A 19201-nucleotide genomic window follows, 5' to 3' on the forward strand; every position below is an offset into this window, starting at 1 on the left:
TGCCAGCAGGGCGGCAGGCCGGGTCGCGGCCTGCCGCTCATTGCCTCACTTGACGGCGGTCTTTTCGAACTGCCGCAGCATCGTGTTGCCGCGCTCGACGGCGGAATCCAGCGCCTGCTTGGCGGTCTTCTTGCCGGCCAGCGCCTGCTCGATCTCTTCCGACCAGACGTCACGCAACTGAACCATGTTGCCGAGGCGCAGACCGCGCGAATTCTCGGTCGGCTCCTTGTTGGTCAGCTCCAGCAGCGGGGTCTCGAGATAGGGCTGATCCTTGTAGAAGCCCTCGGCCTTGGCCTTCTCATAAGCAGCCTTGGTGATCGGCAGATAGCCCGAGGCCTTGTGGATATAGACCTGACGATCGGTGTCCGAGAGGAAGGTCAGGAATTTCGCGACGCCCTTGTATTCCTCGGCCGATTTGCCGCCCATGACCCAGAGCGAAGCGCCGCCGATGATCGAGTTCTGCGGTGCGCCCTTGACGTCGGGATAATAGGGCATCGGCACGGCGGTGAAGTTGAACTTGGCCTGCGCCTTGACGTTGCCGAAGAACGCCGACGAGGTCAGGTAGATCGGGCATTCGCCGGAGGTGAAGCGACCCTCGCCGGTGTTGGTGCGGCCTGCATAGTCATAGGTCTTGGTCTTCTGCAGCTCGACCAGGGTTTCGAGATGCTTGACCTGAAGCGGTCCGTTGAATTCGAGCACGGTGTCGAATCCGTCGAGGCCGTTGGCCTTGCTGGCGAGCGGAACGTTGTGCCAGGCGGAGAGCTGCTCGAGATTGACCCAGGTGACCCAGGAGCCGGAGAAGCCGCAGGTGTCATGACCGGCAGCCTTCAGCTTCTTGGCGGCCTCGAACGTTTCGGGCCAGGTCTTCGGAATCTCGACGTTCGCCTTCTTGAGCTCGTCGAGGTTGACCCACATCACGGTCGAGGACGAGTTGAAGGGGAATGAGAGCATCTCGCCCTTCGACGTCGAATAGTAGCCGGTGATGGCGGGCAGGTAGATCTTGGGGTCGAACTTCTCGCCGGCGTCGGCCATCAGCTTGTAGACGGGCTTCACGGCGCCGGTCGCGGCCATCATGGTCGCGGTGCCGACTTCGAACACCTGCATGATGTGCGGGGCGTTGCCGGCGCGGAACGCCGCGATGCCGGCGTTCATCGTATCGGGATAGTTGCCCTTGTAGGTCGGGATCACCTTGTAGTCGCTCTGCGACGCGTTGAAGTCGGTGGCGAGCTTGACGATGACGTCGTTGTTGGCGCCGGTCATCGCGTGCCACCACTGGATTTCGGTCGCGGCCAAGACCGGTGAGGCCGATAGGCCAACCGTGAGTGCAACAGCGGCAGCCGCTCCAAAGTGTCTAAGAGCCATCAAGTAAACCTCCCTTGGCCGTTCTCTTGGGCCGTCAAAAATGATCGCTTGCGCTAGCAGCGCCATATGACGTTCACATGACTGTGTAAGCGGCCGAAACGAAAGCGGCAAGCGCGGCAAAAGGGAAGCCGTCAAATAGGCGAATGCCGCGCGCGCAGCGCCCTCCGTTCGCGCTGCACGGAGCGTCCGCGCCGCAGTGCGGCATTGGACGTCATCGCGGAATGGCAGTGGAAGATCGCCGATGCCGCTGCGGGCTCGAAAACCGCTCCCGCTTGCGGGAGAGGTCGCGCCGAAGGCGCGGGTGAGGGCTCTCTCCGCTTGGGGATTGTCCCGTTGCGGAGACACCCTCTCCCCAACCCTCTCCCGCAAGCGGGCGAGGGAGCGCACCTACGGTGAGGCTCGATCTTCGTCTTATCTCAGCGCTTGCGCTGGGGTCCGCAGACCGTGCCCTGCTCCACCATCGCGTCAATCTCGGACCTGGTGTAGCCGAATTCGCCGAGCACCTCGGCCGCGTGCTCGCTGAATTTCGGCGGCAGGCGACGCAGGCTCGGCTTGCTGCGGTCGAGCCGGATCGGCGACGCCACGCCCTTGTACCAGTCCTTCTCGATAATATCGCCGCGGGCGATCGTGTGCGGGTTGGTCAACGCCTGGTCGATCTTCTGCACGGGGCCTGCGGGCAGGCCGGCGGCAAGCAGGCGATTGCACAGCGGCTCGGCCTCGTGCTGGCTGAACACGGTGGCGAGCTCGGCCCGCAGCGCTTCGCGATTGGCGATGCGGTCCTTGTTGCGCGCAAAACGCGGATCGGTGCCGAGCTCGGGCTTGCCGATCTCCTTGGCGAGCTTGCGGAAGGTGCCGTCATTGCCGACGCCGATGAAGATGTTGTCGGTCTTGGTCGGGAAGATCGCATAGGGCACGAGGTTGGGATGCTCGTTGCCGGTGAGCGCCGGCGGCTTGCCGTGCATGAAATAATTCGCGGTGTGCGGATGCATGATGGCGAGACCGGTCTCGTACAGCGTGGTCTCCAGGAACTGGCCCTGGCCCGAGCGCTGACGCTCCGACAGCGCCATCAGGATGCCGATCGCCGCATAGAGGCCGGTGCCGATGTCGACCAGCGGCACGCCGATCCGCATCGGTCCGCTCTCGGGCGAGCCGGTCGCCGCGATCATGCCGGTCATGGCCTGGATGATGGCGTCATAGCCGGGATTGCCGCCACGCGGGCCGTCGGCGCCGAAGCCGCAGATCCGGCAATGGACGAGGCGCGGGAATTTCTCGCGCAACACCTCGTTGCCGATGCCCCATTTCTCCAACGTGCCCGGCTTGAAGTTCTCGATCAGGACGTCGGCGCTCTCCAGCATCTTGAGCAGCACGGTCCGGCCGCCCTCGGAGGCGAGGTCGAGGCCGATCGAGCGCTTGTTGCGGTTGATGCCGATGAAATAGGCCGCGTCCTCCTCGTGGAAGGGAGGGCCCCAGTCGCGCACCTCGTCGCCTGCGGGCGGCTCGACCTTGATCACGTCGGCGCCGTGGTCAGCGAGAATCTGGGTGCAATAGGGACCGCCGAGCACGCGCGTGAGATCGATGACGCGCAGGCCGCTCATTGCACCCGTGGCGGCTCCAGAACTGGCGGCTTCAGTCATGCCTTCGCGTCCCCTGTGTCGATATTGATCACAGGCCTAACGAGGTTCGTCCGAGCCGGCAATGGCTTCCCGCGTAGGGCGTCATGCAGGCCTCTCGCCGCATCCCGCGGGATGGCAAATCAAGGGAAACGGCCGGCCCGAGGGGGATCCCGGGCCGGCCGCTTCACGTAACCGATCAGACGACCGTCAGGCGAACGTCGACATTGCCGCGCGTCGCGTTGGAATAGGGGCACACCTGGTGCGCCTTCTCGACCAGCGCCTCGGCTTCCGCGCGGGCGAGGCCCGGCAGCGAGACGGCAAGGTCGATGTCGAGACCGAAGCCGCCCTCGGCGCGCGGGCCAATGCCGACGGTCGAGGTCACGGAGGCGTCGGCCGGAACCTTGGGGCCGCCCTGCGAGGACACGAACTTCATCGCGCCGATGAAGCAGGCGGCATAGCCCGCCGCAAACAGCTGCTCGGGATTGTTGCCTGCGCCGCCTCCGCCGCCGAGTTCCTTCGGCGTGGTGAGCTTGACGTCGAGCGCGCCATCGAGGGTCGCAGCATGGCCGTCGCGGCCGCCGGTGGCCCTTGCGCTGGTCTTGTAGAGGACGTTCACTGACATTTTCGTCTCCCTGTGTTTTCGGGTGGGGTGCGATCCTTATCGCAAGCAATTAGATTGCGCGCAATTGAAATTATGGCGCCTCACATTTAATTGTTCGCAATTGAATGTGGCGGCGGCAGGCCCCAGAATGGAAGCAAGTCCTGTGAGATTCTCCATGCCCCGGAAACATTCGGCAGCGGACGCGCCGCTGCGCCTCGACAACCAGATCTGCTTCGCGATCTATTCGGCCGCGCATGCCTTCAACCGCGTCTACAAGCCGCTGCTGGACCGGCTCGGCCTGACCTATCCGCAATACCTGGTGATGCTGGTGCTGTGGGAGCGCGACGACGTGCCGGTCAAGGACATCGGCGAAAAGCTGTTCCTGGATTCGGGCACGCTGACGCCGCTGCTCAAGCGGCTCGAGGCGGCCCACCTCGTCAGGCGCACGCGCTCGAGCGAGGACGAACGTCAGGTGCTGATCGCATTGACCCCGCAGGGCCACGCCTTGAAGGACAAGGCGCGCGCCGTGCCGCAATCGATCCTGGCGGCCTCGGACTGCTCGGTCTCGGAACTGGTCGCGATGAAGGATGAGATCGTGGCGTTGCGTGATCGGCTGAATGCGGTGATCGGGGAGTAGGGGGGCGTGCTTAGGACAGCCGCTTCTTGGTGAAGGCTCGGCCGGAGTGGGACTTCAGGTACGCTTCAAAAGCGAGCGCCTTGTACTTGTCGGGGAAGGCGCAGTACCAGATCAGCTTCCAAGGCTTGAACTTGGCGGTGTGGGTGGATTTGCCAGCATTGTGCTCTGGAATCCGGCGCTTCAGATCTTCCGTAGCCCCAACGTATTCCTGCTCGGGAAATTCGATGCTGCGGAGGATGTAGACGTACCACATTGACGATTATCGCCTGGGCAGCCGCTGCGTGGGAGTCTCACCAGTCCGTCTTCGCCCTTCGGGCTTCGCCGGACACCACGCTTCGCCCTTCGGGCTGTGCGCGGCTGCGCCACGCGGAGCCCGAAGGGCGAAGCGTGGTGGAGCCAGGCGGGATCGAACCGCCGACCTCTTGCATGCCATGCAAGCGCTCTCCCAGCTGAGCTATGGCCCCTTAACCGTCCGACGCGCCTTGGGCGACGCGTCGGGAAAGACCCAGAACCACAGTTCTGGAATTATCTCAAGTCTCTTCGTCACCGCCGACATCACCAATGATGTCGGTCACGTCCTCATCGCCTTCTTCGTCGTCGGCGATAAAGGTCGAATCGTCGTCGTCATCGTCCTCGATGGTCTCATCGACTTCGATGTCGTCCTCGGATTCGGGCACGACGGCCTTGACCTTACCGGTGTTCTCCTCGGCGTCGGCCTCCTCGAGCGAGACCTCCTCGACCTCCGCCGGCTCCGGCGTGGCGTCGGCGGCAGCGGCTGCATGACGGGCTTCGGCGCCACGGGGCGCGCGAGCCGGCGCGATGGGCGCGATCGGCACGACTTCACCGGTATAAGGCGAGATCACCGGATTCTTGTTGAGGTCATAGAACTTTTTGCCCGTGGTCGGGCAAATACGTTTAGTTCCGAGTTCGGACTTGGCCACGGCAGAGGAATCCTGGAAATGTCTGAAAAGCGGTGCTTCACTTGGCTAGTTGGCGGCCCGCTGTCAATAGCGCATTGCGGGAGAACGACATGCCCGTGACGGCGGGGAGACCATGTGGTACCTGCCCCGCGAGTCCCACAGGGACGTTTCGGGCCTATCCAAGGACACAAACTTGACCGATTCCGACAAGCCGACGCCGCTCCAATCGCGCGCCAGCGGTCCCCTGACCGGGAAAGTACGGGTGCCCGGAGACAAGTCGATCTCCCACCGTGCTCTCATCCTCGGCGCGCTCGCAATCGGAGAGACGCGGATTTCGGGCCTCCTGGAGGGCGAGGACGTCCTTAACACCGCCAAATCCATGCAGGCGCTCGGCGCCAGGGTCGAGCGCACCGGAGATTTCGCCTGGAAGGTGAACGGCGTGGGGGTCGCGGGCTTCGCGGAGCCCAAAGCGCCGCTGGATTTCGGAAACTCCGGCACCGGCTGCCGGCTCGTCATGGGCGCCGTCGCGGGCTGCCCGATCTCTGCGATTTTCGACGGCGATGCCTCGCTGCGGAGCCGGCCGATGCGCCGGATCCTGGACCCTCTCGAAAAGATGGGTGCGAAGGTGGTCTCCGGTGGCGAGGGCGGCCGTCTGCCGCTGACCGTCCAGGGTGCGCGCGATCCGCTGCCGATCATCTACAAGACCCCGGTCGCCTCGGCCCAGATCAAATCCGCCGTGCTGCTCGCGGGCCTGGCCGCGCCGGGTACCACGACCGTCATTGAGACCGAGGCCAGTCGCGACCACACCGAGCTGATGCTCAAGCATTTCGGCGCCGAGATCACCTCGGTGCAGGAAGGTCAGCACGGCCGCCGTATCACGCTCGTGGGGCAGCCTGAGCTGCATGGCGCCAATGTCGTCGTGCCCGCCGATCCCTCGTCGGCGGCGTTCCCCATGGTTGCTGCGCTGATCGTCGAAGGCTCCGAAATCGTCCTGTCCGATGTCATGACCAATCCGCTGCGGACCGGTCTTTTCACTACGCTGCGCGAAATGGGTGCCTCGATCGAGGAAAGTGAAGTTCGCGGCGACGCCGGCGAGCCGATGGCGAAGCTGCGCGTACGCGCCTCGAAACTGCGCGGTGTCGAGGTGCCGCCGGAGCGCGCACCGTCGATGATCGACGAATATCTGGTGCTGGCGGTGGCGGCTGCCTTCGCCGAGGGCACGACCATCATGCGCGGCCTCCAGGAGCTGCGCGTCAAGGAATCCGACCGTCTCGAAGCCACTGCCGCCATGCTCCGCGTCAATGGCGTGAAGGTCGAGGTCTCCGGCGACGATTTGATCGTCGAGGGCCGCGGCCACGTGCCCGGCGGCGGCGTTGTGGCCACCCACATGGACCATCGCATCGCGATGTCCGCGCTGGTGATGGGCTGCGCTTCCGACCAGCCGGTGACCGTCGATGACACCGCCTTCATCGCCACCAGTTTTCCGGATTTCATCCCGATGATGCGTTCGCTTGGGGCTGAGTTTTCATGATCATCGCCATCGACGGGCCCGCGGCGTCGGGCAAGGGCACCCTCGGCAAGCGCCTAGCCCACCATTACGGCTACCGTCATCTTGATACCGGCGTGATCTATCGCGCGGTGGCCTATTCCCTGATGCAGTCCGGGCATGATCTCCGGGACGAGGCGGCGGCGGTCGCTGCGGCGCTGGAACTCGATCCCGAAAAGTTCGGCAATCCCGCCCTGAAGACTCAGAAGGCCGGCGAGGGCGCCTCCATCGTCTCGGCGATTCCCAAGGTGCGCGAGGCCCTGGTCAGTTTTCAGCGGCAATTCGCCGCCGATCCGCCCGGCGCCGTGCTCGATGGGCGGGATATTGGAACCGTGATCTGCCCCCATGCCGACGTGAAGATCTTCGTCGTCGCCGACCCCAAGGTCCGCGCCCGCCGCCGGACCATGGAGGCGAAGGCGCGGGGCGAGGAGGCCGACGAGGCGGCCGTGCTCGCCGACATCATCCAGCGTGACGAACGCGACAAGAACCGGGCGATTGCGCCTTTAAAACCGGCCGCGGATGCTTACTTGCTAGATAACTCCCAACTGGATATAGAAGGCGGCGTCCGGGCCGCCATCGACATTATCGAGGCTGTCCGAGCGGGCCGGTCGCGGGGTTAAGCCGCTGCCGTCATTGGAGGAAGCGCCCGCTCCCGCTCTTTGAGGTCGATACTCTCGGTCCCTGCTTGGGGCCGACGCGATCCAGGCTCCGGACAAAAGATTTCCACGTATCGAACGCGCGGGCCTCAGCCGGCCCGCTTCCGCTGTTCCGCCCTCCAGGTCGGAGCAGCGAGCGGTCGCTCGAAGGTTCTGCGGACCTTCCGACACTGCGCGTACGATGCGCCCAAGAACCCAACGGCCGGCACGACATCCGCAACTGGAGAACAAATGGCTTCGACTTCTGCTGATACCTATAGCCCGTCGCGCGACGATTTCGCCGCGATGCTCGACGAGTCCTTTGCAGGCGGCAACCTGCAGGAAAGCTCAGTCATCAAGGGCAAGGTTGTTGCAATCGAAAAGGACATGGCCGTCATCGACGTCGGCCTAAAGACCGAGGGCCGCGTTGCCCTGCGCGAATTTTCCGGCCCCGGCCGCGACAGCGAGCTCAAGGTCGGCGACGAGGTGGAAGTGTTCCTCGACCGGATCGAGAACGCCCTCGGCGAAGCCGTGCTGTCGCGCGACAAGGCGCGCCGCGAAGAGAGCTGGGGCAAGCTCGAGAAGGCCTTCCAGAACAACGAGAAGGTCAACGGCGTCATCTTCAACCAGGTCAAGGGCGGCTTCACCGTCGACCTCGACGGTGCCGTGGCCTTCCTGCCGCGTTCGCAGGTCGATATCCGTCCGATCCGCGACGTTGCGCCGCTGATGAACAACTCGCAGCCGTTCCAGATCCTCAAGATGGACCGTCGCCGCGGCAACATCGTGGTGTCCCGCCGCACCGTTCTCGAAGAGACCCGCGCCGAGCAGCGTCAGGAGCTGGTGCAGAACCTCGAAGAAGGTCAGGTCATCGACGGCGTGGTCAAGAACATCACCGATTACGGTGCGTTCGTTGATCTCGGCGGCATCGATGGTCTGCTGCACGTCACCGATATCGCGTGGCGCCGCGTCAACCATCCGACCGAGGTGCTCTCGATCGGCCAGACCGTGAAGGTCAAGATCATCAAGATCAACCACGAGACGCACCGCATCTCGCTGGGCATGAAGCAGCTGTTGGACGATCCGTGGCAGGGCATCGAAGCCAAGTACCCGCTGGGTGCCCGCTTCACCGGTCGCGTCACCAACATCACCGACTACGGCGCGTTCGTCGAGCTCGAGCCGGGCATCGAAGGCCTGATCCACGTCTCCGAGATGTCGTGGACCAAGAAGAACATGCACCCCGGCAAGATCGTTTCGACCTCGCAGGAAGTCGAAGTGCAGGTGCTGGAAGTCGATTCCGTCAAGCGCCGCATCTCGCTCGGCCTCAAGCAGACCATGCGCAACCCGTGGGAGGTCTTCGTCGAAGGTCACCCGACCGGTTCGACGGTCGAGGGCGAGGTCAAGAACAAGACCGAGTTCGGTCTGTTCCTGGGCCTCGAGGGCGACGTCGACGGCATGGTCCATCTCTCCGACCTCGACTGGAAGCAGCCGGGCGAGCAGGTGATCGACAACTACAAGAAGGGCGACATGGTCAAGGCCGTGGTGCTCGATGTGGACGTCGAGAAGGAGCGCATCTCGCTTGGCATCAAGCAGCTCGAAGGCGACCCCTTCGCCGAGCCGGGCGATGTCAAGAAGGGTGCTGTCGTGACCTGCGAAGTGATCGACGTGAAGGAGAGCGGGATCGAGGTGAAGATCACCGGTACCGACTTCACCACCTTCGTGAAGCGCTCGGAGCTCGCCCGTGACCGCAACGATCAGCGCGCCGAACGCTTTGCCGTCGGCGAGAAGGTCGATGCCCGCGTGATCCAGTTCGACAAGAAGGCCCGCAAGGTCCAGGTGTCGATCAAGGCGCTCGAAGTCGCCGAAGAGAAGGAAGCCATCGCGCAGTACGGCTCCTCCGATTCGGGAGCTACGCTCGGCGACATCCTCGGCACCGCGCTCAAGAACCGCGACACCAAGTAAGCGAAACGCAGGTTTCGCTGCATCAAAGCCCCGGCGCGAGCCGGGGCTTTTTTGTTGTTGAGGCCGTAGCCTGGATGGAGCGAAGCGAAATCCGGGATTCGTGCGCCGGCGGGATTTTCCCGGATTGCGCTTCGCTCCATCCGGGCTGCGGACTCCATCCGGGTTACGCGGCAGGGCCTTGTTTTCTTCTAATTGCGCCGCAATTGATGTATCCAGATAAGTCAATGGTGACGCTGCGACGGCACAACGCGCTTGGCCTTTCATTTGGAGATATTGAGATGTCGCTCGATTCGGACATCATCGTCGATCGCCGCAGGATCCGCCGCAAGCTGACGTTCTGGCGCGTATTGGCCGCGCTGATCGCGATCGCGGCGATCGCAGGCTTCGCGCTGGTCGCGACGCCGGGTGCGCGCGGCACGTTCGCGTCCGCCGGCTCGATCGCACGGGTCCAGATCGACGGCCTGATCCGCAGCGATTCCGACCGCACGCAGGCGCTCGAACGGCTGGAGAATTCGCAGGCTGCCGCCGTCATCGTTCACATCAACTCGCCGGGCGGCACCACCGCCGGCTCCGAGCAGCTCTATGATTCGCTTGTACGGGTGAAGGCAAAGAAGCCGCTCGTCGTCGTCGTCGAAGGCCTCGCCGCCTCAGGCGGCTACATCACCGCGATTGCCAGCGATCACATCATCGCCCAGCAGAGCTCGCTGGTCGGCTCGATCGGCGTGCTGTTCCAGTTTCCGAACGTCTCGGAGCTGTTGAAGACCGTCGGCGTCAAGGTCGAGGAGGTAAAATCCACGCCGCTGAAGGCCGCGCCCAACGGTTTCGAGCCAACCAGCCCCGAGGCACGGGCCGCGCTCGACGCGCTGGTGAAGGATTCCTATGCCTGGTTCAAGGGATTGGTGAAGGACCGGCGTGGCATGGATGACACGCAGCTCGAGAAAGTGGTTGATGGCCGTGTCTTCACCGGACGTCAGGCCATCGATCTCAAGCTGATCGACCAGATCGGCGACGAGAAGACCGCCGTGGCCTGGCTGGTCGAGCAGAAGGGCGTCAAGAAGGGGCTCTCCGTGCGCGATTACAAGCTGCAGCCGCGCTTCAGCGATCTGCCGTTCCTCAAGACGGCGGCCGCAGTGACGCTGGAAGCACTGGGTTTAGGCTCGATTGCGCATCAAATCGGACAAACCGGCGTCGTGCAGGCGGTCGATCGGCTCGGAATGGATGGAATGCTGGCTTTGTGGCAGCCGGCGGCATCGAACTGACCGGCGCCGGGCGAGCCCCGGATGGTTTTCCCGTTGGGCGCGTGCAGGGTCAGCCCGCTTTTTCGGCATTTGTCACGTATTTTCGCGACGCTCAACCTTCATTTAGCGTCTTGACAGATCACGGTATTTTCACGGAAATGGTCGTCCGCACGCTCCCGGGTCCTATCTCTCGATGATCAAATCCGAACTTGTTCAGCGTATCGCCGAGCACAACCCGCATCTGTACCAGCGGGATGTCGAGAACATTGTGAATGCGATTCTCGAAGAGATCGTAGCGGCTCTCGCGCGCGGTGACCGCGTCGAGTTGCGCGGCTTCGGTGCCTTCTCGGTCAAGCATCGCCCTGCGCGCGCAGGGCGCAATCCGCGCACCGGCGCCCATGTGCCTGTCGATCAGAAGAGCGTTCCGTTCTTCAAGACCGGCAAGGAAATGCGCGAACGGCTGAATCGCGACCACCCGGATCCAGGCGCGCCAGACTGAGGTCCACCTCAGGGTTTCCCGCGGTCGCCAGTGATGCGGCCGCAACCTTGATTCAAGGCGAGCGAGCCGAGATGCGAAAATTCCTGACCGCGCTGGTCGTGATTCCGCTGGGCCTGGTCCTGGTGGTCTTTGCCGTTGCCAACCGGCAATTCGTCACGGTCTCGTTCGATCCCTTCGTTTCCAACGACCCGTCATTGTCGGTCACGCTGCCGCTGTTCCTGCTCCTGATCGTGGTGGCTGCGCTCGGGGTCATCGTCGGCGGGTGTGCCGTCTGGTTCGGGCAGCGGCACTGGCGGCGTGCGGCGCGACGGCACGACGCGGATGCCCGGGCCGCGCGAGGCGAGCTGGCCGATCTGCGAGCCCATGCGCCCGCAGCAAGGCCTGAGTCCCAGCGCCTGCCCGTTCCCTCCGGGATGGGGCTTTACGGGCCCGTCGGGCGAGACAAGCAGCGCGCGACGTTGTAGAAGCGGCCGAAGCCGAAAAGCCCGTTTTCCGGCCGCGGACCTGCGGCCTCCATTTGCTTTGAGCCCATATCCGTCGAGAACATGTCCCTGCTCGTCAAAATCTGCGGCCTGTCCACGCCCGAGACGCTCGAAACGGCGCTCGAGGCGGGTGCCGACATGGTGGGCTTCGTGTTCTTCCCGCCGTCGCCGCGGCATTTGTCGCTGGAAGCCGGCCGGGAGCTCGGCCGGCAGGTGAAGCGGCGCGCGCTCAAGGTCGCCCTCACCGTCGATGCCGACGATGCCACGCTCGACAACATCATGGACGCGCTGTCGCCGGATATCTTCCAGCTTCATGGCACGGAGAGCGTGGCGCGGCTGCGCGACATCAAACGGCGGTTCGGTCGCCCGGTGATGAAGGTCGTGCCGGTCGCAACGTCAGCCGATCTCGCCGTGCTGCCCGGTTACGCAGAGGTGGCCGAACGTATCCTGTTCGACGCACGCGCGCCGAAACACGCGACGCGGCCGGGCGGCCTCGGTGCCCCGTTCGATTGGCATCTGCTCGGAAACCTGGAGCTCGCGTTGCCGTATATGGTTTCGGGCGGGCTGCATGCAGGGAACGTCGCCGAAGCCGTTCGCGTGACCCGCGCCGGCGGCGTCGACGTCTCCTCCGGTGTCGAGACCGCCCCGGGCGTGAAGGACCCCGAGATGATCAAGGCCTTCATTCGCGCCGCGCGCGCAAGCCAAGATGCAAGTCAAGAGTTGAGCGTCCGATGAATGTTGTAAAACCCAATTCCTATCGCAGCGGCCCCGACGAGCGCGGTCATTTCGGCATTTTCGGCGGACGCTTCGTTGCCGAAACCCTGATGCCGCTGATCCTCGATCTGGAGAAAGCCTACACCGAGGCCAAGGCCGATCCGGCCTTCCAGATCGAGATGAACGGCTATCTCAAGAATTATGTCGGCCGGCCGTCGCCGCTCTATTTCGCCGAGCGCCTGACCGAGCATCTCGGCGGCGCGAAAATCTATCTCAAGCGCGAAGAGCTCAACCACACCGGCTCGCACAAGGTGAACAACGTGCTCGGCCAGATCATGCTGGCGCGGCGGATGGGCAAGAAGCGCATCATCGCCGAGACCGGCGCCGGCCAGCACGGTGTCGCCACCGCGACGCTGTGCGCGCGCTTCGGCCTGGAATGCATCGTCTACATGGGCGCCGTCGACGTCGAGCGGCAGCAACCTAACGTCATCCGCATGGAGATGCTGGGCGCAACGGTGATCCCGGTGCAATCGGGCACGCGCACGCTGAAGGACGCCATGAACGAGGCGTTGCGTGACTGGGTCACCAACGTGCACAACACCTTCTACTGCATCGGCACGGTCGCGGGTCCGCATCCCTATCCGACGCTGGTGCGCGACTTCCAGTCGATCATCGGCAACGAGACGAAGGCGCAGATGCAGGAGATCGAAGGCCGCCTGCCGGATTCGCTGGTCGCCTGCATCGGCGGCGGCTCCAACGCGATGGGCCTGTTTCATCCGTTCCTCGACGATTCCACCGTCGAGATCTTCGGCGTCGAAGCGGCGGGCCACGGGCTGACGCAACTGCATGCGGCATCGATCGCGGGGGGCCGTCCCGGCGTGCTGCACGGCAATCGCACTTATCTCCTGATGGATGCCGACGGCCAGATCCAGGACGCGCATTCGATCTCCGCCGGCCTCGATTATCCCGGCATCGGCCCCGAGCACTCCTGGCTGCACGAGATCGGTCGCGTGAACTATCTCTCCGCGACCGACGACGAGGCGCTTGCAGCGTTCCAGCTGCTGTCGAAGCTGGAAGGCATCATCCCCGCGCTCGAACCGGCACATGCCATCGCCAAGGTGATGGAGCTCGCGCCGAAGCGGACCAAAGATCACCTGATGGTCGTCAACCTCTCCGGCCGCGGCGACAAGGACGTCCCGCAGGTCGGCGACATCCTGAGGGGCAAGAGCAAGTGACCACGCGTATCGACACCCGTTTCGCCGACCTGAAGAAAGCCGGCCGCGCGGCCTTCGTCACCTTCGTGATGGCCGGCGATCCCGATCCGGCGACCTCGCTCGAGATCATCAAGGCGCTGCCGAAGGCGGGCGCCGATGTGATCGAGCTCGGCATGCCCTTCACCGATCCGATGGCCGACGGTCCCTCGATCCAGGCGGCAGGCCTGCGCGCCCTCAAGGCCGGCATGACGCTGAAGAAGACGCTCGATCTCGTGCGCGGCTTCCGCAAGGACGACAACGCCACGCCGATCGTGCTGATGGGCTACTACAACCCGATCTACATCTATGGCGTCGACAAATTCCTGGTCGATGCGAAGAGTGCCGGCATCGACGGCCTCATCATCGTCGACCTGCCGCCGGAAGAGGACGACGAGCTCTGCCTGCCCGCGATGAAGGCCGGCCTCAATTTCATCCGCCTGGCGACGCCGACCACCGACGACAAGCGACTGCCGGCCGTGCTCGCCAACACCTCGGGCTTCGTCTACTACGTCGCGATCACCGGCATCACCGGCGCGGCGGCTGCGGACTCCACGGCCGTCGGCGAGGCAGTTGCCCGCATCAAGCGGCACACAAAACTGCCGGTCTGCGTCGGCTTCGGTATCCGCACGCCGGAGAATGCCCGCGCGATTGCCTCGCATGCCAATGGCGCCGTGGTCGGCACCGCGCTGGTCGATGCCCTCAAGAACAGCCTCGATGCGGACGGGCGCGCCACCGGCAAAACCGTCAACGCCGTCGCTGAGCTGACGGCGGCACTGGCCGAGGGCGTCAAAGGCGCGCAACAGGCGGCGGAATAGGCCTTAATTCCGCTGCCAAGTCCGACGAGCAAGGCGGACGATACGGCGGCTTGCCGGGCCGGGTCCCGGCCGCCATATATCCCTTCAGGCGGTCCCCGGGCGGGATCGCACATCGGAGCAAACCATGAACTGGCTTACCAATGTGGTCCGGCCGAAGATCCGCAATATGCTGCGGCGGGAGACGCCGGAGAATCTTTGGATCAAGTGCCCGGATTCCGGACAGCTCGTGTTCTACAAGGACGTCGAGGCCAACCAGTTCGTCATCCCCGGTTCGAACTATCACATGCGCATGAACGCGGTGGCGCGTCTGAAGTCGATTTTCGACAACGAGACCTGGTACGACGTCGCACTGCCTGACGTCACGCCCGACCCGCTCAAGTTCCGTGACGAGAAGAAGTACGCCGACCGCATCAAGGATGCTCGCGCACGGACCAATCTGAACGACGCGATCAAGGTCGGCTACGGCAAGCTCGAAGGTGCCGCCGTCGTCGTCGCCGTGCAGGATTTCGACTTCATGGGCGGCTCGCTCGGGATGGCCGCAGGCGAAGCCATCGTGCGCGGGCTCGAGCTTGCGGTCGAGAAGAAGTCACCCTTCATCGTGTTCGCCGCCTCAGGCGGCGCGCGCATGCAGGAAGGCATCCTGTCGCTGATGCAGATGCCACGCACCACGGTCGCGGTGCAGATGCTGCGCGAAGCCAAACAGCCCTACATCGTCGTGCTGACCAACCCGACCACGGGCGGCGTCACCGCGTCCTATGCGATGCTCGGTGACGTCCAGATTGCCGAACCGGGCGCGCTGATCGGTTTTGCCGGCGCGCGCGTGATCGAGCAGACCATTCGCGAAAAACTCCCCGAGGGTTTTCAGCGCGCCGAATATCTCAAGGAGCACGGCATGGTCGACATGGTCGTGCACCGCCACGAATTGCGCCCGACCCTGGCGCGGCTCTGCCGCCTGTTGACCAGGGCGCCGGCGCTTGAGACCGCCTCGAAACCGGTGCAGCCGGTCGTGAGCCCGGCGCAGATCGTATCGGCTCCCGAAACGGCGCCGACCGCGCCGCACGCGTGAACGCTTCCTCTGACCGCGCAAAGCCGCCGCTCGACGAATTGATCGGGCGGCTGTCGGCCCTGCATCAGAAGCGCATCGATCTCGGGCTGGAGCGGATGCACCGCCTGCTCGAGCGGCTCGGTCATCCCGAGCGCAAGCTGCCGCCGGTGATCCACATCGCCGGTACCAACGGCAAGGGCTCGACGCTGGCTTATCTGCGCGCGACGCTGGAGGCCGCCGGCCTGCGCGTCCACGCCTACACTTCGCCCTATCTCGTTCGCATCAACGAATGTTTTCGGCTCGGCCGCGTCGGTGGCGGCGTGCTGGTCGGTGACGACGAGTTGCGCGCGGCGCTGGAACAGGTCGAGCGTCTCAATGCCGGCGAGCCGGCCACCTTGTTCGAGCTCAAGACGGCGGCTGCGTTTCATCTGTTCGCGCAGAACCCGGCCGATGTGGTTCTGCTGGAGGTTGGCCTTGGCGGCCGGCTGGATTCAACCAACGTGGTCGATACACCGGCGGCCTGCGTGATCACGCCCGTCAGCATGGATCACATGGATTTCCTCGGCGATACCTTGACGTCGATCGCTGGCGAAAAGGCCGCGATCATCAAGCGCGGCGTGCCCGTCGTTTGCGCCGAGCAGCCGGCTGAGGCGATGGCCGTGATCGAGGCGCAGGCCAAGCGCATGCGCGCGCCGTTGTTTGCCGCGGGCGAGAGCTGGCACGTCAATGTCGAGCACGGTCGGCTGGTCTATTCCGATGAGCGCGGCTTGATGGATCTCACGGCGCCGCGCCTATTCGGCCGCCACCAGTTCGACAATGCCGGTCTCGCCATCGCGACGTTGCGGGCCACCAACGCCTTCAAGATCAACCAGGCGGCGTTCGAGGCCGGGATCGTCGGTGCGGAATGGCCGGCACGGATGCAGCGCATCGCTTCGGGCGAGCTGCTCGCTCTCGGCCCCCAGGGCTCGGAGATCTGGCTCGACGGCGGCCATAATGCGGAAGGCGGCCGCGTCGCGGCGGCCGCGCTCGGCGATCTCGAAGAGCGGGTGTCGCGGCCGCTGGTCGTGATCGCAGGCATGATGGCCAACAAGGATGCGAAAGGTTTTCTCGCCAATTTCGCCGGTCTGACCCGTCACATCATCGCGGTGCCGATTCCCGACACCGACAACGCCATGCCGGTCGACCGTCTCACCGATGCCGCCCGCAGCCTCGGCATGCGCGTCGAGCCCGCGCCAGGCGTCGAGGCCGCACTGCGCGCCCTGGCGAAGCTCGCCTACGAAGTGCCGCCGCGCATCCTGATCACCGGTTCGCTCTATCTCGCCGGCCACGTGCTCGCCATCAACGGCACGCCTCCTGTATAGAGGGTCTCGTGTCCCGGACGCGGCGCGGCATGAAATGACGCGACGCAGAGCCGGGACCCAGAATGCCGCAACATGGGCCCCGGCTCTGCAGCGCACCGCTGAAGAAGCGCTGCGCTGCGTCCGGGGCACGATAGAGTGAGAAATGCCCATGCGTTTTGCAGCGATTGCCGACGTTCACGGAAATCACCTCGCGCTGGAAGCTGTGCTCGCCGACATCCGCGCGCAAGCCATCTCCGGCATCGTCAATCTCGGCGACATGCTCAGCGGCCCGCTCGATGCGCGCCGGACCATCGAGATCCTGATGAAGCTCGATGCCGTGCACGTGCTCGGCAATCACGACCGCTATCTGCTCGATCGTCCGCCGGAGAAGATGGGCTCGTGGGATCGCCCGGCCCATGCGCAGCTCAATGCTGCGCAACTCGACTGGCTACGCGCGCAACCGATGACGCGCGTCTTTCGCGATCAGGTTTTCATGTGTCATGCGACGCCCGACAGTGACGAAGTCTACTGGCTCGATACCGTGCATCCCGACGGCGCGGTGGCGCTGTCGCCGCTCGATCGCATCGAACAGTTTGCGCAAGGCATCACGCAAACGCTGATCCTGTGCGCCCACACCCATCTCGCCCGTGCCGTACGACTTCGCGACGGAAGGCTGATCGTCAATCCCGGCAGCGTCGGCGGCCCCGGCTTTCGTGACAAGCATCCGTTCCCGCATGTTGTGGATGCCGGTACGCCGCACGCACGCTATGCGATCCTCGAGCTGACCGATGGTGCCTGGCAGGTCACGTTCCGCCATGTCGTCTACGATCACGAGGCGATGGCCGCGCTCGCTCGCCGCAATGGCCAGCCGGAGCTGGCGAACGCGCTGGCGACGGGATGGATCGGATAGTTCGCTTCGTAGCCTGGATGGAGCGAAGCGCAATCCGGGAATCGTGCCACCAATGACGACGGCCCCGGATTGCGCTGCGCTCCATCCGGGCTACCGGCTACGGTTGTTTCAGCAGCTTCATCGGATCCACCGCTTTCTGCTTCAGCTGCTCGAAGCTGCATTGCCGCGGGGCCTTGTCGGGGCGCCAGCGCAGGATCGAGGTGCCGTGGCGAAAGCGCTCGCCGCTGAAATGGTCGTAGCAGACCTCGATCACCAGCTTCGGCTTGAGCGGACACCACTTGGCCGAGCGCTCGGTGGACCAGCGGCTCGGCCCGCCCGGCGCGTTGCCGGTGAATCCTGGCTCGCCGATCAGCGCCTCCAGTCGATCGGTCAGGTCAGGCTTTTCCGTCGCCTTGATCGCCGAGGTGAAGCCGACATGATGCAGGAGGCCTTCGTCATCATAGAGCCCAAGCAGCAGCGATCCCACCACCTTGCGACCGGCGAGCTTGTTGGTCGCATAGCGGAAGCCGCCGACCACGCAATCGGCGCTGCGGAATTTCTTGATCTTCTGCATGCCGTCGCGATTTCCCGCCTGGTAGGGCAGGTCGACGCGCTTGGCGATGACGCCGTCCGAGCCGCCGCCCGATTGCGCCAGCCATTTTTTCGCAATGGCGTAGCTCGTCGTCGCCGGCGAGAGGCGGAAGATGCTGCTTTTCAGATTGGCCTTGGCAAACGCTTCCAGCGCCGGTCGTCGTTCGCTCAGCGGCTGCCCGGCAAGCTGCTTCTCCCTGGCCGTCGCAAGCAGATCGAAGGCGAGATAGAGCGCAGGTGTTTCCTCCGAGAGTTTCTTCACGCGGCTCGCCGCAGGGTGAATGCGTTGCAGCAGCGCGTCGAAGGAAAAGCCCTTGCCGTGCCGCACGACGATCTCGCCGTCGAGCGTGAAGCGATCCGCCTTCAGCTTCAGCGCCGCGGCGACGATCTCGGGGAAATAGCGCGCGAGGTCTTCGCCGGATTTCGAGCGCAGATCAATGCTGCCGCCGTTGCGCGACAGCAGGCAGCGGAAGCCATCCCATTTCGGCTCGTATTGCCACTCCTTGCCGCGCGGGATCTCGTCGACCGAGCGTGCCTCCATCGCCACGAGGGAAGTCGATTTTCGCGCGCGCTTTGCGGGAGGAGGAGGCAACAGGCGGGACTCATCATACGCTGGACATGTCCCATCAACGCAAAGCGGCCGGCTTTCGCCGGCCGTTTCCAAAAATATTCTTCCGCGAGGCGGATCAGACGGCGGAGGTGATCCACTGCTGCAGCTTCGCCTTCGGCGCCGCGCCAACTTGACGGGAGGCCATCTCGCCGCCCTTGAAGATCATCAGGGTCGGGATCGACATCACGCCGTATTTCGATGCGGTCTTCGGGCTCTCGTCGACGTTGAGCTTCACGATCTTGACCTTGTCGCCCATCGCGCCGGCGATCTCGTCGAGCGCGGGTGCGATCATCCGGCAGGGGCCGCACCATTCGGCCCAGAAATCGACGACCACGGGGCCGTTTGCCTTGAGCACTTCGGCTTCGAAATCGGTGTCAGAAACCTTACCAACGGCCATGGGAGTACCTCGTACCTGAGAGAAGGGCGCGACGGGAATCGCGCCCGAGATCATC

20 protein-coding genes and 1 tRNA gene are annotated in these 19201 nt (G+C 64.4%); 13 read left to right on the plus strand and 8 right to left on the minus strand.

All coding sequences use genetic code 11. From position 1 onward, the window contains the following. Window positions 1-45: 45 nt before the first annotated feature. The 3 genes from ugpB to AC0L2F_RS15395 all read right to left on the minus strand — a co-directional run bounded on the left by ugpB (window position 46) and on the right by AC0L2F_RS15395 (window position 3597). Complete coding sequence (gene ugpB / locus AC0L2F_RS15385) at window positions 46-1362, minus strand: sn-glycerol-3-phosphate ABC transporter substrate-binding protein UgpB (protein ID WP_007603952.1); 1317 nt, start codon at window positions 1360-1362, stop codon at window positions 46-48. Between the two features lie 416 nt (window positions 1363-1778). Then, window positions 1779-2996, minus strand: a complete 1218-nt coding sequence (locus AC0L2F_RS15390; protein ID WP_473248915.1) for a CaiB/BaiF CoA transferase family protein — start codon at window positions 2994-2996, stop codon at window positions 1779-1781. A gap of 175 nt (window positions 2997-3171) precedes the next feature. Further along, window positions 3172-3597: an organic hydroperoxide resistance protein gene (locus AC0L2F_RS15395; RefSeq protein WP_473248916.1), complete on the minus strand. Its 426-nt coding sequence runs from the start codon at window positions 3595-3597 to the stop codon at window positions 3172-3174. Between the two features lie 154 nt (window positions 3598-3751). On the opposite strand from AC0L2F_RS15395, the gene AC0L2F_RS15400 reads away from it, so the two are divergent. Then, window positions 3752-4213 (plus strand): MarR family winged helix-turn-helix transcriptional regulator, encoded by a 462-nt coding sequence (locus tag AC0L2F_RS15400; RefSeq protein ID WP_007603949.1) that lies wholly within the window; start codon window positions 3752-3754, stop codon window positions 4211-4213. A 10-nt stretch (window positions 4214-4223) separates the two neighbouring features. Here AC0L2F_RS15400 and AC0L2F_RS15405 read toward each other — a convergent pair whose 3' ends face one another. The 3 genes from AC0L2F_RS15405 to AC0L2F_RS15415 form a co-directional block, all read right to left on the minus strand. Continuing rightward, the gene (locus AC0L2F_RS15405) at window positions 4224-4466 is read right to left on the minus strand and encodes a GIY-YIG nuclease family protein (RefSeq protein WP_007603948.1); all 243 of its coding nucleotides are present in this window, start codon (window positions 4464-4466) and stop codon (window positions 4224-4226) included. 135 nt (window positions 4467-4601) lie between these two features. Continuing rightward, window positions 4602-4677, minus strand: a tRNA-Ala gene (locus AC0L2F_RS15410). Between the two features lie 66 nt (window positions 4678-4743). Continuing rightward, window positions 4744-5154, minus strand: coding sequence for a TIGR02300 family protein (locus tag AC0L2F_RS15415; RefSeq protein ID WP_007598417.1), 411 nt, complete (start codon window positions 5152-5154; stop codon window positions 4744-4746). A 112-nt stretch (window positions 5155-5266) separates the two neighbouring features. Here AC0L2F_RS15415 and aroA point away from each other — a divergent pair, with 112 nt between their 5' ends. The 12 genes from aroA (at window position 5267) to AC0L2F_RS15475 (ending at window position 17569) form a co-directional block, all read left to right on the plus strand. After that, entirely contained in the window at window positions 5267-6664 is a 1398-nt protein-coding gene (gene aroA, locus AC0L2F_RS15420; protein ID WP_473248917.1) for a 3-phosphoshikimate 1-carboxyvinyltransferase, read from the plus strand. Next, window positions 6661-7299 carry a (d)CMP kinase gene (gene cmk, locus AC0L2F_RS15425; protein WP_473248918.1) on the plus strand — a complete coding sequence of 213 codons (639 nt, stop codon included), beginning with the start codon at window positions 6661-6663 and terminating at the stop codon, window positions 7297-7299. Before aroA ends, cmk begins: the two co-directional genes overlap by 4 nt. Before the next feature lie 267 nt (window positions 7300-7566). Continuing rightward, on the plus strand, window positions 7567-9273 hold the full coding sequence (rpsA, locus tag AC0L2F_RS15430; protein ID WP_007598413.1) for a 30S ribosomal protein S1: 1707 nt from the start codon (window positions 7567-7569) through the stop codon (window positions 9271-9273). 278 nt (window positions 9274-9551) lie between these two features. Further along, on the plus strand, window positions 9552-10532 hold the full coding sequence (sppA, locus tag AC0L2F_RS15435) for a signal peptide peptidase SppA (RefSeq protein ID WP_007603945.1): 981 nt from the start codon (window positions 9552-9554) through the stop codon (window positions 10530-10532). Window positions 10533-10704: 172 nt separating this feature from the next. Then, window positions 10705-11010 (plus strand): integration host factor subunit beta, encoded by a 306-nt coding sequence (locus AC0L2F_RS15440; RefSeq protein ID WP_007598410.1) that lies wholly within the window; start codon window positions 10705-10707, stop codon window positions 11008-11010. 71 nt (window positions 11011-11081) lie between these two features. Beyond that, window positions 11082-11474 (plus strand): lipopolysaccharide assembly protein LapA domain-containing protein, encoded by a 393-nt coding sequence (locus AC0L2F_RS15445; RefSeq protein WP_007603944.1) that lies wholly within the window; start codon window positions 11082-11084, stop codon window positions 11472-11474. Window positions 11475-11555: 81 nt separating this feature from the next. Further along, the gene (locus tag AC0L2F_RS15450; protein WP_473248919.1) at window positions 11556-12227 is read left to right on the plus strand and encodes a phosphoribosylanthranilate isomerase; all 672 of its coding nucleotides are present in this window, start codon (window positions 11556-11558) and stop codon (window positions 12225-12227) included. Next, window positions 12224-13441 carry a tryptophan synthase subunit beta gene (gene trpB / locus AC0L2F_RS15455; RefSeq protein WP_473248920.1) on the plus strand — a complete coding sequence of 406 codons (1218 nt, stop codon included), beginning with the start codon at window positions 12224-12226 and terminating at the stop codon, window positions 13439-13441. Before AC0L2F_RS15450 ends, trpB begins: the two co-directional genes overlap by 4 nt. Beyond that, window positions 13438-14274 (plus strand): tryptophan synthase subunit alpha, encoded by an 837-nt coding sequence (gene trpA / locus AC0L2F_RS15460; RefSeq protein WP_473248921.1) that lies wholly within the window; start codon window positions 13438-13440, stop codon window positions 14272-14274. Before trpB ends, trpA begins: the two co-directional genes overlap by 4 nt. 124 nt (window positions 14275-14398) lie before the next feature. Continuing rightward, window positions 14399-15340: an acetyl-CoA carboxylase, carboxyltransferase subunit beta gene (gene accD, locus AC0L2F_RS15465; protein ID WP_007603940.1), complete on the plus strand. Its 942-nt coding sequence runs from the start codon at window positions 14399-14401 to the stop codon at window positions 15338-15340. Then, window positions 15337-16680: a bifunctional folylpolyglutamate synthase/dihydrofolate synthase gene (locus tag AC0L2F_RS15470; protein WP_473248922.1), complete on the plus strand. Its 1344-nt coding sequence runs from the start codon at window positions 15337-15339 to the stop codon at window positions 16678-16680. Before accD ends, AC0L2F_RS15470 begins: the two co-directional genes overlap by 4 nt. A 148-nt stretch (window positions 16681-16828) precedes the next feature. Beyond that, on the plus strand, window positions 16829-17569 hold the full coding sequence (locus AC0L2F_RS15475; RefSeq protein WP_473248923.1) for a metallophosphoesterase family protein: 741 nt from the start codon (window positions 16829-16831) through the stop codon (window positions 17567-17569). A gap of 97 nt (window positions 17570-17666) precedes the next feature. On the opposite strand, the gene AC0L2F_RS15480 is transcribed toward AC0L2F_RS15475, so the two are convergent. Both AC0L2F_RS15480 and trxA read right to left on the minus strand, forming a co-directional pair. Next, a complete protein-coding gene (locus AC0L2F_RS15480) occupies window positions 17667-18680 on the minus strand; it encodes an ATP-dependent DNA ligase (RefSeq protein WP_473248938.1) in 1014 nt (337 codons plus the stop codon). Between the two features lie 145 nt (window positions 18681-18825). Beyond that, window positions 18826-19146, minus strand: coding sequence for a thioredoxin (trxA, locus tag AC0L2F_RS15485; protein WP_007598398.1), 321 nt, complete (start codon window positions 19144-19146; stop codon window positions 18826-18828). Window positions 19147-19201 lie beyond the last annotated feature (55 nt).

It is taken from the genome of Bradyrhizobium sp. Ken64, assembly GCF_055807555.1.

Excerpts from the sequence above, each read along its gene's own strand:
- rpsA (WP_007598413.1), top strand. The coding sequence starts at position 7,567 with ATGGCTTCGACTTCTGCTGATACCTATAGCCCGTCGCGCGACGATTTC.
- AC0L2F_RS15445 (WP_007603944.1), top strand. The coding sequence starts at position 11,082 with ATGCGAAAATTCCTGACCGCGCTGGTCGTGATTCCGCTGGGCCTGGTC.
- AC0L2F_RS15475 (WP_473248923.1), top strand. The coding sequence starts at position 16,829 with ATGCGTTTTGCAGCGATTGCCGACGTTCACGGAAATCACCTCGCGCTG.
- trpB (WP_473248920.1), top strand. The coding sequence starts at position 12,224 with ATGAATGTTGTAAAACCCAATTCCTATCGCAGCGGCCCCGACGAGCGC.
- AC0L2F_RS15480 (WP_473248938.1), bottom strand. The coding sequence starts at position 18,680 with ATGGAGGCACGCTCGGTCGACGAGATCCCGCGCGGCAAGGAGTGGCAA.
- trxA (WP_007598398.1), bottom strand. The coding sequence starts at position 19,146 with ATGGCCGTTGGTAAGGTTTCTGACACCGATTTCGAAGCCGAAGTGCTC.
- AC0L2F_RS15395 (WP_473248916.1), bottom strand. The coding sequence starts at position 3,597 with ATGTCAGTGAACGTCCTCTACAAGACCAGCGCAAGGGCCACCGGCGGC.
- AC0L2F_RS15450 (WP_473248919.1), top strand. The coding sequence starts at position 11,556 with ATGTCCCTGCTCGTCAAAATCTGCGGCCTGTCCACGCCCGAGACGCTC.
- AC0L2F_RS15405 (WP_007603948.1), bottom strand. The coding sequence starts at position 4,466 with ATGTGGTACGTCTACATCCTCCGCAGCATCGAATTTCCCGAGCAGGAA.
- AC0L2F_RS15390 (WP_473248915.1), bottom strand. The coding sequence starts at position 2,996 with ATGACTGAAGCCGCCAGTTCTGGAGCCGCCACGGGTGCAATGAGCGGC.
- sppA (WP_007603945.1), top strand. The coding sequence starts at position 9,552 with ATGTCGCTCGATTCGGACATCATCGTCGATCGCCGCAGGATCCGCCGC.
- AC0L2F_RS15440 (WP_007598410.1), top strand. The coding sequence starts at position 10,705 with ATGATCAAATCCGAACTTGTTCAGCGTATCGCCGAGCACAACCCGCAT.
- cmk (WP_473248918.1), top strand. The coding sequence starts at position 6,661 with ATGATCATCGCCATCGACGGGCCCGCGGCGTCGGGCAAGGGCACCCTC.
- accD (WP_007603940.1), top strand. The coding sequence starts at position 14,399 with ATGAACTGGCTTACCAATGTGGTCCGGCCGAAGATCCGCAATATGCTG.
- ugpB (WP_007603952.1), bottom strand. The coding sequence starts at position 1,362 with ATGGCTCTTAGACACTTTGGAGCGGCTGCCGCTGTTGCACTCACGGTT.
- AC0L2F_RS15400 (WP_007603949.1), top strand. The coding sequence starts at position 3,752 with ATGCCCCGGAAACATTCGGCAGCGGACGCGCCGCTGCGCCTCGACAAC.
- aroA (WP_473248917.1), top strand. The coding sequence starts at position 5,267 with ATGTGGTACCTGCCCCGCGAGTCCCACAGGGACGTTTCGGGCCTATCC.